Origin of the sequence: Maritimibacter sp. 55A14, assembly GCF_003122205.1 — a bacterium.
GTDB lineage: Bacteria > Pseudomonadota > Alphaproteobacteria > Rhodobacterales > Rhodobacteraceae > QEYE01.
Genome location: NZ_QEYE01000004.1, coordinates 114,732 through 129,387 on the forward strand (window position 1 = coordinate 114,732; position 14,656 = coordinate 129,387).

General features: G+C 66.8%; 17 protein-coding genes. 6 read left to right on the forward strand and 11 right to left on the reverse strand.

Translation table 11 applies throughout. From position 1 onward, the window contains the following. The first annotated feature begins 111 nt into the window (after nucleotides 1–111). On the forward strand, nucleotides 112–468 hold the full coding sequence (locus tag DDZ14_RS04840) for a hypothetical protein (RefSeq protein WP_109423811.1): 357 nt from the start codon (nucleotides 112–114) through the stop codon (nucleotides 466–468). 129 nt (nucleotides 469–597) lie between these two features. Here DDZ14_RS04840 and DDZ14_RS04845 read toward each other — a convergent pair whose 3' ends face one another. The 3 genes from DDZ14_RS04845 to pip form a co-directional block, all read right to left on the reverse strand. After that, complete coding sequence (locus DDZ14_RS04845; protein ID WP_109423812.1) at nucleotides 598–894, reverse strand: hypothetical protein; 297 nt, start codon at nucleotides 892–894, stop codon at nucleotides 598–600. Between the two features lie 52 nt (nucleotides 895–946). Next, a complete protein-coding gene (locus tag DDZ14_RS04850; protein WP_109423813.1) occupies nucleotides 947–1,405 on the reverse strand; it encodes an Rrf2 family transcriptional regulator in 459 nt (152 codons plus the stop codon). A gap of 76 nt (nucleotides 1,406–1,481) precedes the next feature. Next, nucleotides 1,482–2,456, reverse strand: a complete 975-nt coding sequence (gene pip, locus DDZ14_RS04855) for a prolyl aminopeptidase (RefSeq protein WP_109423814.1) — start codon at nucleotides 2,454–2,456, stop codon at nucleotides 1,482–1,484. Between the two features lie 68 nt (nucleotides 2,457–2,524). Between pip and ubiG the strand changes: the two genes are divergently transcribed. Further along, on the forward strand, nucleotides 2,525–3,274 hold the full coding sequence (ubiG, locus tag DDZ14_RS04860) for a bifunctional 2-polyprenyl-6-hydroxyphenol methylase/3-demethylubiquinol 3-O-methyltransferase UbiG (protein ID WP_109423815.1): 750 nt from the start codon (nucleotides 2,525–2,527) through the stop codon (nucleotides 3,272–3,274). Here the strand turns inward: ubiG and DDZ14_RS04865 are convergent. The 4 genes from DDZ14_RS04865 to DDZ14_RS04880 are packed head-to-tail and all read right to left on the reverse strand — an operon-like array spanning nucleotide 3,271 to nucleotide 5,567. Then, nucleotides 3,271–3,714: a MarR family winged helix-turn-helix transcriptional regulator gene (locus DDZ14_RS04865; protein ID WP_109423816.1), complete on the reverse strand. Its 444-nt coding sequence runs from the start codon at nucleotides 3,712–3,714 to the stop codon at nucleotides 3,271–3,273. The genes ubiG and DDZ14_RS04865 overlap by 4 nt on opposite strands. Next, complete coding sequence (locus DDZ14_RS04870) at nucleotides 3,711–4,547, reverse strand: carbon-nitrogen hydrolase family protein (protein WP_109423817.1); 837 nt, start codon at nucleotides 4,545–4,547, stop codon at nucleotides 3,711–3,713. Before DDZ14_RS04870 ends, DDZ14_RS04865 begins: the two co-directional genes overlap by 4 nt. A 1-nt stretch (nucleotide 4,548) precedes the next feature. Then, nucleotides 4,549–4,806, reverse strand: a complete 258-nt coding sequence (gene grxC, locus DDZ14_RS04875) for a glutaredoxin 3 (RefSeq protein WP_109423818.1) — start codon at nucleotides 4,804–4,806, stop codon at nucleotides 4,549–4,551. Nucleotides 4,807–4,844: 38 nt separating this feature from the next. Further along, entirely contained in the window at nucleotides 4,845–5,567 is a 723-nt protein-coding gene (locus DDZ14_RS04880) for a double zinc ribbon domain-containing protein (protein WP_109423819.1), read from the reverse strand. A gap of 49 nt (nucleotides 5,568–5,616) precedes the next feature. Between DDZ14_RS04880 and DDZ14_RS04885 the strand changes: the two genes are divergently transcribed. Both DDZ14_RS04885 and hemH read left to right on the forward strand, forming a co-directional pair. Further along, nucleotides 5,617–6,474: an SAM-dependent methyltransferase gene (locus DDZ14_RS04885; RefSeq protein WP_109423820.1), complete on the forward strand. Its 858-nt coding sequence runs from the start codon at nucleotides 5,617–5,619 to the stop codon at nucleotides 6,472–6,474. A gap of 43 nt (nucleotides 6,475–6,517) precedes the next feature. Further along, the gene (gene hemH, locus DDZ14_RS04890) at nucleotides 6,518–7,573 is read left to right on the forward strand and encodes a ferrochelatase (RefSeq protein ID WP_109423821.1); all 1,056 of its coding nucleotides are present in this window, start codon (nucleotides 6,518–6,520) and stop codon (nucleotides 7,571–7,573) included. Nucleotides 7,574–7,591: 18 nt separating this feature from the next. On the opposite strand, the gene DDZ14_RS19855 is transcribed toward hemH, so the two are convergent. The 4 genes from DDZ14_RS19855 to DDZ14_RS04905 form a co-directional block, all read right to left on the reverse strand. Further along, nucleotides 7,592–7,729, reverse strand: a complete 138-nt coding sequence (locus tag DDZ14_RS19855) for a hypothetical protein (protein ID WP_199221290.1) — start codon at nucleotides 7,727–7,729, stop codon at nucleotides 7,592–7,594. 114 nt (nucleotides 7,730–7,843) lie between these two features. Then, on the reverse strand, nucleotides 7,844–8,242 hold the full coding sequence (locus tag DDZ14_RS04895; RefSeq protein ID WP_109423822.1) for a (deoxy)nucleoside triphosphate pyrophosphohydrolase: 399 nt from the start codon (nucleotides 8,240–8,242) through the stop codon (nucleotides 7,844–7,846). After that, nucleotides 8,239–9,534 carry a bifunctional glutamate N-acetyltransferase/amino-acid acetyltransferase ArgJ gene (gene argJ / locus DDZ14_RS04900; RefSeq protein WP_109423823.1) on the reverse strand — a complete coding sequence of 432 codons (1,296 nt, stop codon included), beginning with the start codon at nucleotides 9,532–9,534 and terminating at the stop codon, nucleotides 8,239–8,241. Before argJ ends, DDZ14_RS04895 begins: the two co-directional genes overlap by 4 nt. A 23-nt stretch (nucleotides 9,535–9,557) precedes the next feature. Beyond that, nucleotides 9,558–10,406: a peptidylprolyl isomerase gene (locus DDZ14_RS04905; RefSeq protein ID WP_109423824.1), complete on the reverse strand. Its 849-nt coding sequence runs from the start codon at nucleotides 10,404–10,406 to the stop codon at nucleotides 9,558–9,560. 211 nt (nucleotides 10,407–10,617) lie between these two features. On the opposite strand from DDZ14_RS04905, the gene secA reads away from it, so the two are divergent. Both secA and DDZ14_RS04915 read left to right on the forward strand, forming a co-directional pair. Further along, on the forward strand, nucleotides 10,618–13,341 hold the full coding sequence (gene secA / locus DDZ14_RS04910) for a preprotein translocase subunit SecA (protein WP_109423825.1): 2,724 nt from the start codon (nucleotides 10,618–10,620) through the stop codon (nucleotides 13,339–13,341). 204 nt (nucleotides 13,342–13,545) lie between these two features. After that, nucleotides 13,546–14,646, forward strand: a complete 1,101-nt coding sequence (locus tag DDZ14_RS04915) for a hypothetical protein (protein WP_109423826.1) — start codon at nucleotides 13,546–13,548, stop codon at nucleotides 14,644–14,646. The last annotated feature ends 10 nt before the right edge of the window (nucleotides 14,647–14,656 follow it).

Sequence of the window (14,656 nt, forward strand, 5' to 3'; positions counted from 1 at the left end):
CGGGTGTGTCAGTCGGGCGGTGTCTATATCATCCCGTCGCGAATGTGAAATGCGGCATTGCGGCATCCGGGTTAGACTGGCCGGGATTCGCCCCCGTCTCCGGAGGATGCCATGCGCCCGACTTGCCTTGCTCTGCTGATCACCCTCGCTGCGACGCCCGGATTTGCCGGGCAGGCCGATGTCGTGGCCGCCGAAGCCAGCCAGGGCGCCGCCGGCTGGCGCTTCGACGTGACCGTGCGCCACGCCGATACGGGCTGGGACCACTATGCCGACGGCTGGAGCGTCCATGCCCCCGACGGCACCGAGTTGGGGCACCGCAAGCTGATGCACCCGCACGTGAACGAACAGCCCTTCACCCGGTCGCTTTCGGGCGTGCGGATCCCCGACGGCGTGGACCGTGTGACGATCCGCGCCCATGACAGTGTACATGGCTGGGGCGGAGCGGAAGTGGTGCTGGAACTGCGCTAGAGCCACGTCCCGAAAACCTGAACCGGGGCGGTGAGGATTGCCCTTGCCGTCGTTAGACAATCCGGCGACGAGCCGCGCGGTTCCCGGCGCGCGGGGACGACGGACGACTCCCTGCTCCGTGCGGCCAGGTCAGTCGAAGATATCCTCGATCTCGTCGAAGGCTTCGCGGAGGTAGTAAAGCAGCCCGCGCCGCTTGCGGGGTCGTGGCGGCATCTCGCGCGGGTAGCCATTGGGCACATAGCGCCGCTCCGCGCGGCCGCGCTTGACCGGGTGCACGCCACGGCCCGAGTCAACCTTCAGCGGTTTCATCCGGGTGATCGGCGCGCCGCAGCCCGCGCATTGCAACTGATGGCGCTCGCGACCCAGCTCCAGAACGGTGCGCTGGCCGCAATAGCAGCAAGTGGCGATCTTGGTCTGGACGCGCATGACGTCCAGCTAGGGCGCGGGGCCGCGTTTTGCAATCCCGCGCAGCACTCCGTCACGCGGGCAAGGCAGCCAGGTCCGCGCCTTCGGCCATCAGACCGGCCAGCCCGCTGTTGCCGTCGACCAGATCGGCCAGGCTGACATCGTCGAGATAGCCGTAAAAGGCCGCCAGCGCACCGCCCATCGCGCCGCGCAACCGGCAATGCGGCGTGATCGGGCAGGTGTTGCATTTCGGATCGAAACATTCGGCGAAAGGCACGTCGGCCTCGAAGCTGCGCACCACGTCGCCCACCGCGATCCGCGCCGCCGGCCGCGCCAGCCGGATTCCGCCACCGCGCCCGCGCACGGTGTCCAGAAACCCTTTCTGGGCCATCAAGCTGACGACCTGCGCCAGATGGTTCTCCGACGAGTTGCAGCGCGCGGCGATCTCCGACTTGCGCACGGTGCGCGTGGCATTGACGGCGCAATACATCAGCGTGCGCATCGCCAGGTTGGTTCTGGTGGTCAGGCGCATCGGCGCTCCCTCCGGGTCCTCAAAAGGTGGACACAGAATACAGGTTTCCGCGGCGGGAAAATTGATCGAGATCAGATCAGAGCCGGCTGCGCAGATCGTCCATGACCCGGACAAGCTCGGCGCTGATCCCCGGCTCCGACAGGGCGTGGCCGGCGAGCGGGATCATGCTGAGCTGCGCGCCGGGCCAGGCGGCAGCCAGGCGGCGGGCCGCGGCGGGCGGGCAGATCATGTCGTAGCGGCCCTGCACGATCACGCCGGGCACATGGGCGATACGGTCCATGTTGGCGAGGATCTGGTCGTCGCGTTCCAGAAACCCGCCATGCTGGAAATAGTGATTCTCCAGCCGTGCGAAGGCGCGCGCGTAATCGGCGGGCGCCTCCATCGCGCCGGGGGCCTGTTCCAGCGCGGCGAGCGCGTTCTCCCACATCACCCAGCGCCGCGCGCAGCGCGTCTGTTCCACCCGGTCGGTCCCGAAGAGCCGCCGGTGATAGGCCGCGATCGGGTCGGCGCGTTCCGCCGCCGGGATCGGCTCCAGGAACCGGTCCCAGATTTCGGGCCAGAAAAGCGCCGCGCCGCCGCGGTAGAACCAGTCCAGTTCCGCGCGGGTCATCAGGAAGACGCCGCGCAGGATCAGAGCGCTGGCGCGGTCGGGATGGGCCTGGGCATAGAGCAGAGACAGCGTCGCACCCCAGGAGCCGCCGAACACCGCCCAACGCTCCACGCCCAGTGCCTCGCGGATCATCTCGATGTCGCGGACCAGGTGCCAGGTGGTGTTGTTCTCGACGCTGGCATGGGGCCGCGAACGGCCGCAGCCGCGCTGATCGAAGAGCACCACGCGATAGCTCTGCGGGTCGAAAAAGCGGCGCATCGCCGGGCTGCACCCGCCGCCGGGACCGCCATGCAGGACGACGACCGGGATGCCCTCGGGATTGCCGCATTGCTCGACGTAGAGGCGGTGGCCGTCGCCGGTGTCCAGAACGCGCTGGTCGAAGGGCTCCACATGGGGATAAAGCCTCTGGGCTGCGCGCATTTTGTTCACGGACATTTCCATGGACGACCTATATAACCCGGTACAGCGTCTGCCGCGCGACAGTCTTGCAACTCGAGGGAAGGATGTCCATGCAATCCGCCACCACGATCGACCCCGCCGAGATCGCGAAATTCGAAGCCATGGCGGCCGAGTGGTGGGACCCGTCCGGAAAGTTCAAGCCGCTGCACATGCTCAACCCCTGCCGGCTGGACTATATCACAAGCCAGATCGCGGCGGAATTCGACCGCGACCTGAAGACGGCGGCGCCGTTCGCCGGACTTCGGCTTCTCGATATTGGCTGCGGCGGCGGGCTTCTGTCCGAGCCGATGGCGCGGCTTGGCGCGGATGTGACCGGCGCCGACGCGGCCGAGGGCAACATCCCCGTGGCCAAGATCCACGCCCGCCAGTCGGGGCTTGAGATCGACTATCGCCACACTTCGGCCGAGGCGCTGGCCGCCGAGGGCGCGCGTTTCGACGTGGTACTCAACATGGAGGTGGTGGAGCATGTCGCCGATCCGCTGGCCTACCTGACCGCCTGCCAGCAGCTACTCGACCCCGGCGGGCTGATGCTCTGCTCGACCATCAACCGCAACGCCAAGAGCTTCGCCACCGCGATCCTGGGCGCGGAATACGTGATGCGCTGGCTGCCCAGGGGCACCCATGAATGGAACAAGTTCATCACGCCCGAGGAGTTATACGAGCTGATCTCCCGCGCCGGGCTCAGGCCGGTCGATCGCAAGGGGTTCGTTTTCAACCCGGTGACGTGGGCGTGGTCGCTGTCGTCCCGCGACCTGAGCGTGAACTACGTGACCGCGAGCGTGAAGGGCGCCGCCGTCTAGCTTTCCTGTTCCAGCCGGGTGCGCAAGTCGCGCAGCACGCGCAGCGCCAGCCGCACCTTCTCCGCCCCGATGGTCGAGACGACATCCTGCAGGATCGGCCCGATCTCCGAGATCGCCGCATCGCGCGCGCGCAGCCCCGCAGGGCTGATCGCAACCTGTTTGCGTCGCGCATCGTCCCAGTCGGGCCGGACATGGATATATCCCGCCACCTCCAGCTTGTTGAGCGTGTTGGTCATCGCCCCGCGGGTCAGGTGGAAACTGCGCGCAAGCTGCGCCGGGGTGCGCTCGGCATTGACCCGCGCCAGGTGGTTCAGGACCGAAAAATGGCTCAGTTCCATGCCCTTGGGCAGCGCCCGAGAGAGACGGCTGCGGGCGAGCTGATCGGCCATGAAGAGCTCACCGAAAAGCGCGGTGGCGAGGGGATCGTCAGGCTCGTTCATCGCGGACCATCATAAGCGCGATCATGGGTCAGGGACGGGACGCGTTGTCGCGCCTGCGCCACCTCGCCCGGATCGAGATCGACCAGGGTGACACCGGGCGCCGTCCCGCCATCGGCCAGCACCTCGCCCCAGGGCGCCACGGCCAGGCTGTGGCCATAGGTCTCGCGCGGCTTGCCCCGGCTGGCGCTGTGGGTGCCGGTCTGGGCCGGGGCCAGGATGAAGGCGCCCGTCTCGATCGCGCGGGCGCGCAGCAGCACTTCCCAATGCGCCGCGCCGGTCACCGGCGAGAAGGCCGCGGGCACGGTGATGATTGCCGCACCCGCCTTCGCCAGATCTCGATAAAGCTGCGGAAAGCGCAAGTCATAGCAGACCGTCAGGCCGATCGTGCCGAAGGGCGTTTCGGCCAGCACCATCCGCTCGCCCGGCCGGAATCCCGCCGATTCGCGGTAGCTTTCGGTGTCGGAGATCTGCACATCGAACATGTGGATCTTGTCGTACCAGGCAGCGATCTCGCCCGCCGGATTGATCAGGAGGCTGCGATTCGCGAACCGGCCTTCGGGATCGTCTGTCCTGAGCGCGAGCGACCCGATCAGCAGCCAGATCTCCAACTCCGCCGCCACCTGGCAAAGACGCGCCAGCGTCGGATCCTCTGCCTCGATGCAAAGATGTGCCTTCTGATGCGTCCGGCTGGTGGAAACGAGGTTCGTAACCTCCGGGGTCAGCACGAACGCCGCGCCACCCGCTGCGGCCTCGCGGATCAGCGACTCGGTCACCGGCAGGTTGTCCTGCGGTATGTCCGAAGACGTGAGCTGGATCAGTCCGGCGCGTAACATCCTATCCCTTGAGCATCGGGTCGAGCTTGCCGGCCCGGTCGAGCGCGTAAAGCTCGTCGCAGCCGCCGACATGTTCCCCGCCGATGAAAATCTGCGGCACCGTGCGCCCGCCTTTGGCGCGCTGCATCATCTCGGCCCTGCGCGCGGGGTCCCTGCCCACGTCGATCTCCGAAAAGGCGGCGCCCTTCTTCTTGAGCAGGCGCTTGGCAGCGATGCAGAAGCCGCAGAACCGCGTGGTGTAGAGCTCGACTTGTTTCATACAACCCAATCCTTGTCCGTCGGCGGGACTATAGGGATTTAGGTATCCTGCGCAACTCGTGCCAGCGCGACGACATCGACCTCCGCGGCGCCGGCGGCCAGCGCGGCCTCGGTCGCGGCGGAGAGCGTCGCACCACTGGTCATCACGTCATCGACGACCAGCAGATGGCGGCCCTTCGCACGCGCCGCCCGGCGCGGGTGGGCCGAGATCCGCCCCGCAAGTGCGGCCTGCCGTTCTGCGCGTCCGAGACCGTCCAGCGTTGGCGTGGCGCGCGGGCGCGTCAGCAGGTCGGGGCAATGCGGCAGGCCCAGCGTCGCGGCCAGCCCGCGCGACAGCAGCGCCGCCTGGTTGTAGCGCCGCGCCAGCAACCGCCGCCAATGCAGCGGCACCGGCACGACCAGCGTCTCGGGCCGGATCAGCGGCGCCGCGGCGCGCGCCAGCCATGCCGCGGCGGGGCGCGCCAGATCCACCCGGTCGCCATGCTTGAGGCCCAGGATCAGCTTGCGCGCGCGGCCCTCGTAGCGCAGCGCCGCCCGGCCCCGCCCCCAGGGTTTCGGATGCGTCAGGCACGTATCGCAGAACTCCGGACCGGCGGCGGCCTCGCCCGGCAGCGGCAGGCCGCACATGTCGCAAGCCAGCCCCGACAGGAAAGGCGTCTCGGCCCAGCTGCTTCCGCAAAGACCGAACTCCGTCTCCACCAGCGCATCGCAACTGATGCATTGTGGTGGATAGAGCAGACGGATCGCGGTTTGCAAAACCATGCGGAACTCCTAGTTTGACGCCCAACCGGACAAGGAAAGGCCGTAGACCATGCAGACGCCGCCGAAGCTTGCAGACCGCACTGCGCTGGACCGCTTCCGCGCGCGCGCCGCGCGGCGCGGCCATCCCGCGCGCTTCCTGCATGAAGCGGCCGCTTCGGAACTTCAGGAAAGGCTCAACGAGGTTAACAGGGGGTTTACGCGCCCCGCCATCGTTACCGGATTTCCCGATCTCTGGGCGGATGCCCTGCCCGGCGCTCGGATCGCACCCGATGACGAGGCGCTGGCGCTGGAGCCCGGCGCGCATGACCTGGTGGTGCATGCGATGGCACTGCACTGGTCTGCCGACCCGGTCGGACAACTCGTGCAATGCCGCCGCGCACTGGTGCCCGACGGGCTCTTCCTGGGGGTTTTCTTCGGCGGGCGGACCCTGCACGAGTTGCGCGTATCGCTGGCCGAGGCCGAGACCCGCGTCACCGGGGGTCTCAGCCCGCGTGTGGCGCCGATGGGCGAGATCCGTGATCTCGGCGGGCTGCTGCAACGCGCGGGTTTCGCGCTTCCGGTCGCGGATGCGCAGCCGCTGACAGCCAGCTATGCGGGCGCGCTGGAACTGATGCGCGATCTGCGCGACATGGGCGAGACCAACGCGCTGGCCGCCCGCCATCGCGCCCCCGCGCGCCGCGCACTCTTCGTAGAGGCCGCGCGCCTCTATGCCGCGCATTTCGGCATGACGGACGGGCGCGTGCCCGCCACCTTCGATCTGGTCTGGCTGACCGGCTGGGCGCCGGCTGCCAGCCAGCCGCAACCGCTCCGGCCCGGCTCCGCCGCGGCGCGGCTCGCCGATGCGCTCGATACCGTGGAGTTCGACGAGACCGCGACGCCGCGCGGGGTTGACCGCAAGCCGTCATAGGCTACGACCCCACCGATCCCTTCCGCCCGCCCGAGGATGCCCGATGAACGAGATTACCCCGACGCCGCTGCCTCACGCCCCCGCCGACCACCCGGAGGTGCGGATGGGAAAGACAGGGGTCCTGATCGCGAATCTGGGCACCCCGGACGCCACCGACTACTGGTCGATGCGCCGGTATCTGGGCGAGTTCCTGTCTGACAGGCGGGTGATCGACTACGCGCCCTGGAAATGGCAGCCGATCCTGCAACTCATCGTGCTGACGAAACGCCCCTTCTCCTCGGGTGCGGCTTACAGGTCGATCTGGAACGAGGACGCCGATGAAAGCCCGCTGATGACAATCACCAAGCAGCAGACTGCGAAACTCCGCCGTCTGCTCGCACGGCGCCATGGCGATGATGTGCTGGTGGATTTCTGCATGCGCTACGGCAATCCGTCCACCGACTCCAAGGTCAGCGAGATGATCGAGCGGGGCTGCGAGCGTATCCTCTTCTTCCCGCTCTACCCGCAATATGCGGGCGCCACGACGGCCACGGCGAACGATCAGTTCTTCCGCGCACTGATGAAGGCCAGATGGCAGCCCGCCGCGCGCACCGTGCCACCCTATTTCGCGCGGCCGTCCTATATCGACGCGCTGGCGCAATCGGTGGAGCGCGCCTATGCCGACCTCGACACCCGTCCCGATGTGCTGGTGGCTTCCTATCACGGGGTTCCGAAACGCTACCTGATGGAGGGCGATCCCTATCACTGCCAGTGCCAGAAGACCTCGCGATTGCTGCGCGACCGGCTGGGCTTTCGCGAGGACGAGCTGCTGACGACCTTCCAGTCGCGCTTCGGGCCGGAGGAATGGCTGCAACCCTACACGGTGGAGGAAGTGGCCCGCCTGGCGCAACGCGGCAAGAAGCGTATCGCGGTGATCGCGCCGGCCTTCTCCTCGGATTGCATCGAGACGCTGGAGGAGATCAACGAGGAGATACGCGAGAGCTTCGAGGAAGCGGGCGGCGAGAAATTCACCTATATCCCCTGCCTGAACGACGACGATGCGCATGTCGCCGTGCTGGCCGAACTGGTCGAGGAGAACCTCGCGGGCTGGCTGGACTGAATCCGGCGCTGTGCGCCGTCAGGCCATTTCCCGGTCCACCGGGAACCCTTCGAAGAGCCGTTCACCGACCCGGACCAGGAGCTTGCCGTTCTCCAGCGTCCTGATCAGCGTGCCCTGAACCGACACGCAACTGCCTAACCTGATGGTGCGAAGCATTCCCCAATACCTCCGCAAGGGACGAGTGTGAGGGGAGTTATAGCGAAATTGGTTAACAAAGCATCACTTTTTGACGTATTGTTCACAATTTTATTACAATTGTTTCAGGCGCGCTCACAGCCAGTCGCGCAGGATCGGCAGCAGCGGGATGTCCGCGGGCGGCATCGGGTATTGCCCAAGCTCCTGTTTGCGCGCCCATTTCAGAACCTGCCCTTCGCGCGGCTGCGGGACGCCCTGCCATTTCCGGCAGGCATAAAGCGGCATGAGCAGGTGGAAATCCGCGTAGGCATGGCTGGCGAAGGTCAGCGGCGCGAGGCAACTCGACCAGGTGTCGATGCCCAGTTCCTCATGCAACTCGCGGATCAGGGCGGCTTCCGGCGTCTCCCCGGCATCGACCTTGCCGCCGGGAAATTCCCAGAGCCCGGCCATCACCTTGCCTGTGGGGCGCTGTGCCAGAAGCACCCGGCCGTCGGCGTCGATCAGCGCCACCGCCGCGACGAGAACGATCTTCATGACCGATAGTCGGCATTGATCGCGATATACTGGTGCGTCAGATCGCAGGTCCAGACCGTCGCGTGGCCCTCGCCCAGCCCCAGATCGACCCCGATCACCAGTTCGGCGCGCTTCATGTAGGCCGCGCCATCTGCCTCGCGATAGCTTTCCGCAACCCAGCCCTTCTCGGCCACGGGAATGTCGCCGAAGCGGATCGACAGCCGGTCTCGGTCCGCCGGTGCGCCGGACTTGCCGACCGCCATCACGATCCGGCCCCAGTTCGGGTCCTCTCCCGCGATCGCGGTCTTGACGAGCGGCGAGTTGGCGACCGCCATGCCGACCTTGTGCGCCGCCGCGTCGCTGCTGGCGCCGGTCACGGCGATTTCCACGAATTTCGTGGCGCCCTCGCCGTCGCGCACCACCTGATGCGCCAGGTCCAGCATGACCGCGCCCAGCGCCCCGGCGAAGGCACGTCCCGCCGCGGAGCGCGCGGAGGCCACCGGCGCGTTGCCCGCCCGCCCGGTCGCCGCGACGAGCAGCGTGTCGGAGGTGGAGGTGTCGCCATCCACGGTGATCGCGTTGAAGCTGCGCCGGTTGAGCGTGGAAACCATGTTTTGCAGCACCGGCTGCGCGATGGCGGCGTCGGTGAAGATATAGACCAGCATCGTCGCCATGTCCGGCGCGATCATGCCCGATCCCTTGGCGAAGCCCGCGATGCGCACCGGCCTGCCGTCCAGTTCCACCGTCGCGGTGGCGCCCTTTGGGAAGGTGTCGGTCGTCATGATCGCGCGGGCGGCGTCCTCGACTCTGGCGGGCGACAGCCCCGCCTTCAGCGCGTCCAGCGCGGCAGTGATGCGTTCGGCCGGGAGCGGCTCGCCGATCACCCCGGTGGAGGAGGAGAAGACATGGCCCGCTGGAATGCCCAGCACCCCGGCCACGCCTTCGGTCGTGGCGCGCACGGCCTCTGCCCCGGACCGCCCGGTGAAGGCGTTGGCGTTGCCGGAATTGACCAGGATCGCGAAACCGCCCTCGCCCGCCCCGTCGCGCGCCAGCGCGGCCAGCTTGGCCTCGCAGTCGAGCACCGGCGCGGCGCGGGTGGCCGACCGGGTGAAGACCCCGGCCAAGCTGGCGCCCGCGCAGATCTCGGCCAACATCACATCGCTGCGCCCGGCATAGCGCACGCCGGCGGCATGGGCGGCGAAACGGATCCCGTCGATGGCCGGCAGGGGCGGAAACCCGCCCGCCGGCGCAAGGGGGGATACCGGCGGCGCAGACTTCTTAGCGCCGCCCGCCATGCTTTCACCTGTCGCCATCTCCGCCCGCCCCCGCCGGACCGTTACTCTGCCAGAAGGCCCATGTCGCGGATGATCGAGGGGTCGATCTCGACATCGGCGCGCTCGATATCCGCTTCTTCCGCGATCCCGGCCAGGGCGTCGTTGATTTTCTGGTTCCGAATGGACTCCTCCAGATCCCCGCGCACTTCCTTGAGCGGCGGCGCCTCCTTGATGCGGGATTCCTTGAGCTGGATCACATGCCATCCGAACTGGCTCTGGACCGGATCGGAGATCTCGCCCGGCTCCAGCGCGAAGAGCGCCTCGGCGAAGGGCTTGACCACCTCGCCGAAGGTCAGCCAGCCAAGATCGCCGCCGCCCGGCCCCGACGGCCCGGTGGACCGTTCGCGTGCAAGCTCGGCGAAATCGCCGCCATCGGCCAGAAGCCCGGCGATTTCCTTGGCCTCTTCCTCGGTTTCCACAAGGATATGGGCGGCGTGGGCCTCGGTTTCCTCGTCGGCATTTGCGTATTGCGCCTCATAGGCCGCCTCGACCGCCGCTTCGGAAATCTCCTCCTTGCCGATCCGGTCGATCAGTTCGGCTGCCATGAAGGCGCGGCGCTCGTTCTCCAGCGACAGGCGGGCTTCCTTGTTCAGCTCGCCCTCGATCTCCTGCATCATCGCGGTCTGCTGGATGAGCTGCTCCAGAATTCCGTTATAGAGGTCTTCGTCGCCAAGGCTCTTGTATTGCTGCGGCAGGCGCCATGTCAACGCGATCACATGGCCCAGCGTGATCTCGGTGCCGTTCACCGTGGCCAGCACCGTGTCGGCGTCGGGCACGTCCTGCGCCGGGGCCGATGTGGCCAGAACGGCCCCGAAAGCGGCCCCCGCGATAATGCGCGTCAGTCTTGTCATCGAAAACCTCCTCTTCGGGCGGTCCAGGCCACCCCGATGTGCCGGGTGCGCCGGCCGGTACGGTCCGTTGACACCCATTCCGCAGCCCCTTACATGCAAACTCGATCACGCGCGCCGGGCACCGCGCGCTCTTGGCATGTAAAACGGCAGGCCGAGGCAGACAACCCCGGGTTTTCGTACGCGCCGCGCCGCAAGCAAGAGAAGGGCAGTCATGCTGGGTCTTGGAACGATTGCGAAGAAGGTCTTCGGCACGCCGAACGACCGCAAGATCAAGGCCACGCGCCCGATCGTCGAAGAGGTCAACGCGCTGGAACCCGAGTTCGAGAAACTCACCGATGCGCAGCTCATCGAGAAGACGGCGGAGTTCCGGAAGCGGCACGCGGAGGGCGAGACGCTGGATGCGCTGCTGCCCGAAGCCTTCGCCAATTGCCGCGAGGCCGCGCGGCGCGCGCTGGGGCTCAGGGCCTTCGACGTGCAGCTCATGGGCGGCATCTTCCTGCACCAGGGCAATATCTCCGAAATGAAGACCGGCGAGGGCAAGACGCTTGTCGCCACTTTCCCGGCCTATCTCAACGCGCTCTCAGGAAAAGGCGTGCATATCGTCACCGTGAACGACTATCTGGCCCGGCGCGACGCCGACTGGATGGGCAAGGTCTATGCCGCGCTCGGCATGACCACGGGCGTCGTGATCCCCTTCCAGCCGGAGGAGGAGAAGAAGGCCGCCTATGCCGCCGACATCACCTATGCCACCAATAACGAGCTGGGCTTCGACTATCTGCGCGACAACATGAAGTCGGAGCTGTCGGACATGGCCCAGCGCGGCCACAATTTCGCGATCGTGGACGAGGTGGACAGCATCCTGATTGACGAGGCGCGTACGCCGCTGATCATTTCCGGTCCCTCCGAGGACCGCTCGGATCTCTACATCGCGGTGGACAAGCTGATCCCGGACATTACGGCGGACCACTTCTCGCTGGACGAGAAGACCCGCAACGTGACCTTTACCGAGGACGGCAACGAGTTCATCGAGCAGCGGCTTTCCGCGGCGGGCATCCTGCCGGAGGGGCAGGCGCTCTATGCGCCGGAATCCACCACAATCGTGCATCATTTGACGCAGGCTCTGCGCGCGCACAAGCTCTTCACCCGCGACAAGGACTACATCGTTCGCGACGGCGAGGTGATCCTGATCGACGAGTTCACCGGCCGCATGATGCGCGGGCGGCGCCTGTCGGACGGTCTGCACCAGGCCATCGAGGCCAAGGAGGGCGCAAATATCCAGCCCGAGAACGTGACGCTGGCCTCGGTGACGTTCCAGAACTATTTCCGGCTATATTCCAAGCTCTCCGGCATGACCGGCACGGCCAACACCGAAGCCGAAGAGTTTGCCGAGATCTACGGTCTGGGCGTGGTCGAAGTGCCGACGAACAAGCCCATCGCGCGGGTCGACGAGCACGACCAGATCTTCCGCACCGCGAAGGAGAAATTCGACGCCATCGTGCAGGAGATCAAGGAGGCCCATGAAAAGGGCCAGCCGGTTCTTGTGGGCACCACCTCGATCGAGAAATCCGAGTTCCTGTCGGACCTGCTGAAGGCCGAAAGCGTGCCGCATAACGTGCTCAATGCGCGCCATCACGAACAGGAAGCGCAGATCGTGGCCGACGCGGGCAAGCCCGGCATCGTGACGATCGCCACGAACATGGCCGGGCGGGGCACCGACATCCAACTCGGCGGCAATGTGGAGCTGCGCGTGCTCGAGGCGCTCGACGCCGATCCCGAGGCCGACCCGGAGGCGCTGCGCGAACGTATCGAGGCGGAGCATTCTGAGGACAAGGCGAAGGTGATCGCGGCCGGCGGGCTCTATGTCCTGGCCACCGAGCGCCATGAAAGCCGGCGCATCGACAACCAGTTGCGCGGCCGATCCGGGCGCCAGGGCGATCCGGGGCGGTCCAGCTTCTTCCTGTCGCTCGAAGACGACCTGATGCGCATCTTCGGGTCCGAACGGCTGGACAAGATGCTCAAGACGATGGGGATGAAGGAAGGCGAGGCGATCGCGCATCCCTGGGTCAACAAGTCGCTGGAGAAGGCACAGGCCAAGGTCGAGGCGCGCAACTTCGACATCCGCAAGCAGTTGCTGAAATTCGACGACGTGATGAACGACCAGCGCAAGGCGATCTTCGGTCAGCGCATGGAGATCATGCGGGCCGACGACCTGTCGGAGATCGTGCAGGACATGCGCCACCAACTGGTTGACGATCTGGTTGATACGCATATTCCAGCGCGCAGCTATGCCGAACAGTGGGACATGGAGGGCCTGCACGCCGCGCTTAAGGAAAAGATGAGCCTCGATACGGACGTGATTGCCTGGGCCGACGAGGAAGGCGTGGACGACGAGGATATCCGCGAGCGGCTCTACACCGCCTCCGACGAACTGATGGCCGGCAAGACCGCGCAATTCGGCCCCGAGAACATGCGCCAGATCGAAAAATCCATCCTGTTGCAGGCCATCGACGGCAAATGGCGCGAGCATCTTCTGCGGCTGGAGCACCTGCGCTCGGTCGTGGGCTTCCGCAGTTACGCGCAGCGCGATCCCCTGAACGAGTACAAGACCGAGGCGTTCCAGCTCTTCGAGACGCTGCTCAACTCGCTGCGCGCGGAGGTGACCGAGAAACTGTCGCGGATCCGGCCGCTCTCGGAAGAGGAGCAGGCGCAGATGATCGCCCAGCTTCAGGCCCAGCGCGAGGCGATGGAGCGCGCCGCGGACGCGCCGCAGATGCCCGAGCCCGCCCCCGAAGGCGGTCCCGCCACCTCGGAGCTCGACGAAAACGACCCTGAAACCTGGGGCCGTCCGGGCCGCAATTCGCCCTGTCCCTGCGGGTCCGGCAAGAAGTTCAAGCATTGCCACGGGCGAATTGCGAGCCCGGTGAAACAATCCTGAGGCGAAAATGCGGCCCGGCTTACTCCCGGCGCGCACCGTCTCGAGCCATATCTGGGGGACCTTTTGCGGCGTCCACACCATAAGTTGTGGAATCCTGCCGCCTGAGCAGGCGCCACCAAAAAACCCCAATTGTATCAAGGAAAGCGCGGATTGTTTCCGTCATATGCTCTGTAAAGGGATGGTGCCCAGATTGGAGCATATGGGATGCGCCTCAGCGAACGGAAACTCGCGATCCTCTCAGGGGTGTTCGTCGCGGCCACGATGACGGCGATTTCGCAGCATGGCGATCAGATCGTCACCAACCTGGCGAAAATGGCTGGCCAGCCGCGCCAGGTGGTCGACACGGCCGCCCGGCTGGACGCGCGCAGCGGGGCGGGTGTGCCCTCGATCTCCCGCTATCCGGTGCGCAGCCAGCCACTGATCCTTCCCGATCCACGCCGGAATGTCCCGCGCACCTCCGACACCGCGCGGATGGAAGCCTTCGCGCTGCCGCAGGAAGCGCCTGAGGCGGTGGCGACGCCGCTCACACGGCGTCTCGATCTTTCGGCACGCACCGCCGCGCTCGATACCCAGCGCCTGTCCCCGCCAAGCGATGCGGAGCTCGACCTGAGCCGCTATGGCACCCCGTGCCAGGCGACGCTGCGGGCCGACGCCCTGCCCGGCGCGATGGTCTCGCTTTCGCTCGACGCGCCCTGCCAGGCGCGTCAACGCGTGACGATCCGGCATGGCGGGCTGGAGTTCGACACCCGCACATCCGCCTATGGCGGGCTGAGCCTGATGGTTCCCGCGCTGGAGCGGCAGGCCGCCTACAGCGTCTATTTCGGCGACGGTCAATCGGCCAGTGCCACCGTCACGGTGCCCGACGGCGATGACGTGGACCGCGTCGTGCTGCAATGGCAGGGGGCGGTCGATCTGGACCTGCACGCGCTTGAATTCGGCGCCGCCGAGGGCTCGAACGGGCACGTCCGCCCCGGCGCCGGGCGCAGCCCGCTGCACGCCCTGCGCGTGGGCGGCGGGTTCCTGACCGAACTGGGCGATCCCGGCCTGGACCGGCCCCGCCTGGCCGAGATCTACAGCCTGCCGCACGGCACCCGGACGCCCGAGGGGGCGGTCCGCCTGATGGTGGCGGCCCGCAGCAGCGCGCAAAGCTGCGGCGAGCCGGTGGAGGCGCTGACCCTGCGCCGCACATCCGGGACCGTCACCGAACGGCTTGCGGTCAGTTTCCGGATGCCGCCTTGCGGCGAGGCGACCCAAACTCTCCTGTTGAAAAATGCCTTGCAAGACCTGAAGATCGCGCGGAACTGACGCGACGCGG

Coding starts and splice junctions, on each gene's coding strand:
- argJ (WP_109423823.1), bottom strand. CDS start 9,534: ATGGCGACAGGTGAAAGCATGGCGGGCGGCGCTAAGAAGTCTGCGCCG.
- DDZ14_RS04905 (WP_109423824.1), bottom strand. CDS start 10,406: ATGACAAGACTGACGCGCATTATCGCGGGGGCCGCTTTCGGGGCCGTT.
- DDZ14_RS04840 (WP_109423811.1), top strand. CDS start 112: ATGCGCCCGACTTGCCTTGCTCTGCTGATCACCCTCGCTGCGACGCCC.
- DDZ14_RS19855 (WP_199221290.1), bottom strand. CDS start 7,729: ATGCTTCGCACCATCAGGTTAGGCAGTTGCGTGTCGGTTCAGGGCACG.
- DDZ14_RS04895 (WP_109423822.1), bottom strand. CDS start 8,242: ATGAAGATCGTTCTCGTCGCGGCGGTGGCGCTGATCGACGCCGACGGC.
- ubiG (WP_109423815.1), top strand. CDS start 2,525: ATGCAATCCGCCACCACGATCGACCCCGCCGAGATCGCGAAATTCGAA.
- DDZ14_RS04870 (WP_109423817.1), bottom strand. CDS start 4,547: ATGTTACGCGCCGGACTGATCCAGCTCACGTCTTCGGACATACCGCAG.
- DDZ14_RS04845 (WP_109423812.1), bottom strand. CDS start 894: ATGCGCGTCCAGACCAAGATCGCCACTTGCTGCTATTGCGGCCAGCGC.
- DDZ14_RS04865 (WP_109423816.1), bottom strand. CDS start 3,714: ATGAACGAGCCTGACGATCCCCTCGCCACCGCGCTTTTCGGTGAGCTC.
- DDZ14_RS04915 (WP_109423826.1), top strand. CDS start 13,546: ATGCGCCTCAGCGAACGGAAACTCGCGATCCTCTCAGGGGTGTTCGTC.
- hemH (WP_109423821.1), top strand. CDS start 6,518: ATGAACGAGATTACCCCGACGCCGCTGCCTCACGCCCCCGCCGACCAC.
- DDZ14_RS04885 (WP_109423820.1), top strand. CDS start 5,617: ATGCAGACGCCGCCGAAGCTTGCAGACCGCACTGCGCTGGACCGCTTC.
- DDZ14_RS04880 (WP_109423819.1), bottom strand. CDS start 5,567: ATGGTTTTGCAAACCGCGATCCGTCTGCTCTATCCACCACAATGCATC.
- DDZ14_RS04850 (WP_109423813.1), bottom strand. CDS start 1,405: ATGCGCCTGACCACCAGAACCAACCTGGCGATGCGCACGCTGATGTAT.
- secA (WP_109423825.1), top strand. CDS start 10,618: ATGCTGGGTCTTGGAACGATTGCGAAGAAGGTCTTCGGCACGCCGAAC.
- grxC (WP_109423818.1), bottom strand. CDS start 4,806: ATGAAACAAGTCGAGCTCTACACCACGCGGTTCTGCGGCTTCTGCATC.
- pip (WP_109423814.1), bottom strand. CDS start 2,456: ATGGAAATGTCCGTGAACAAAATGCGCGCAGCCCAGAGGCTTTATCCC.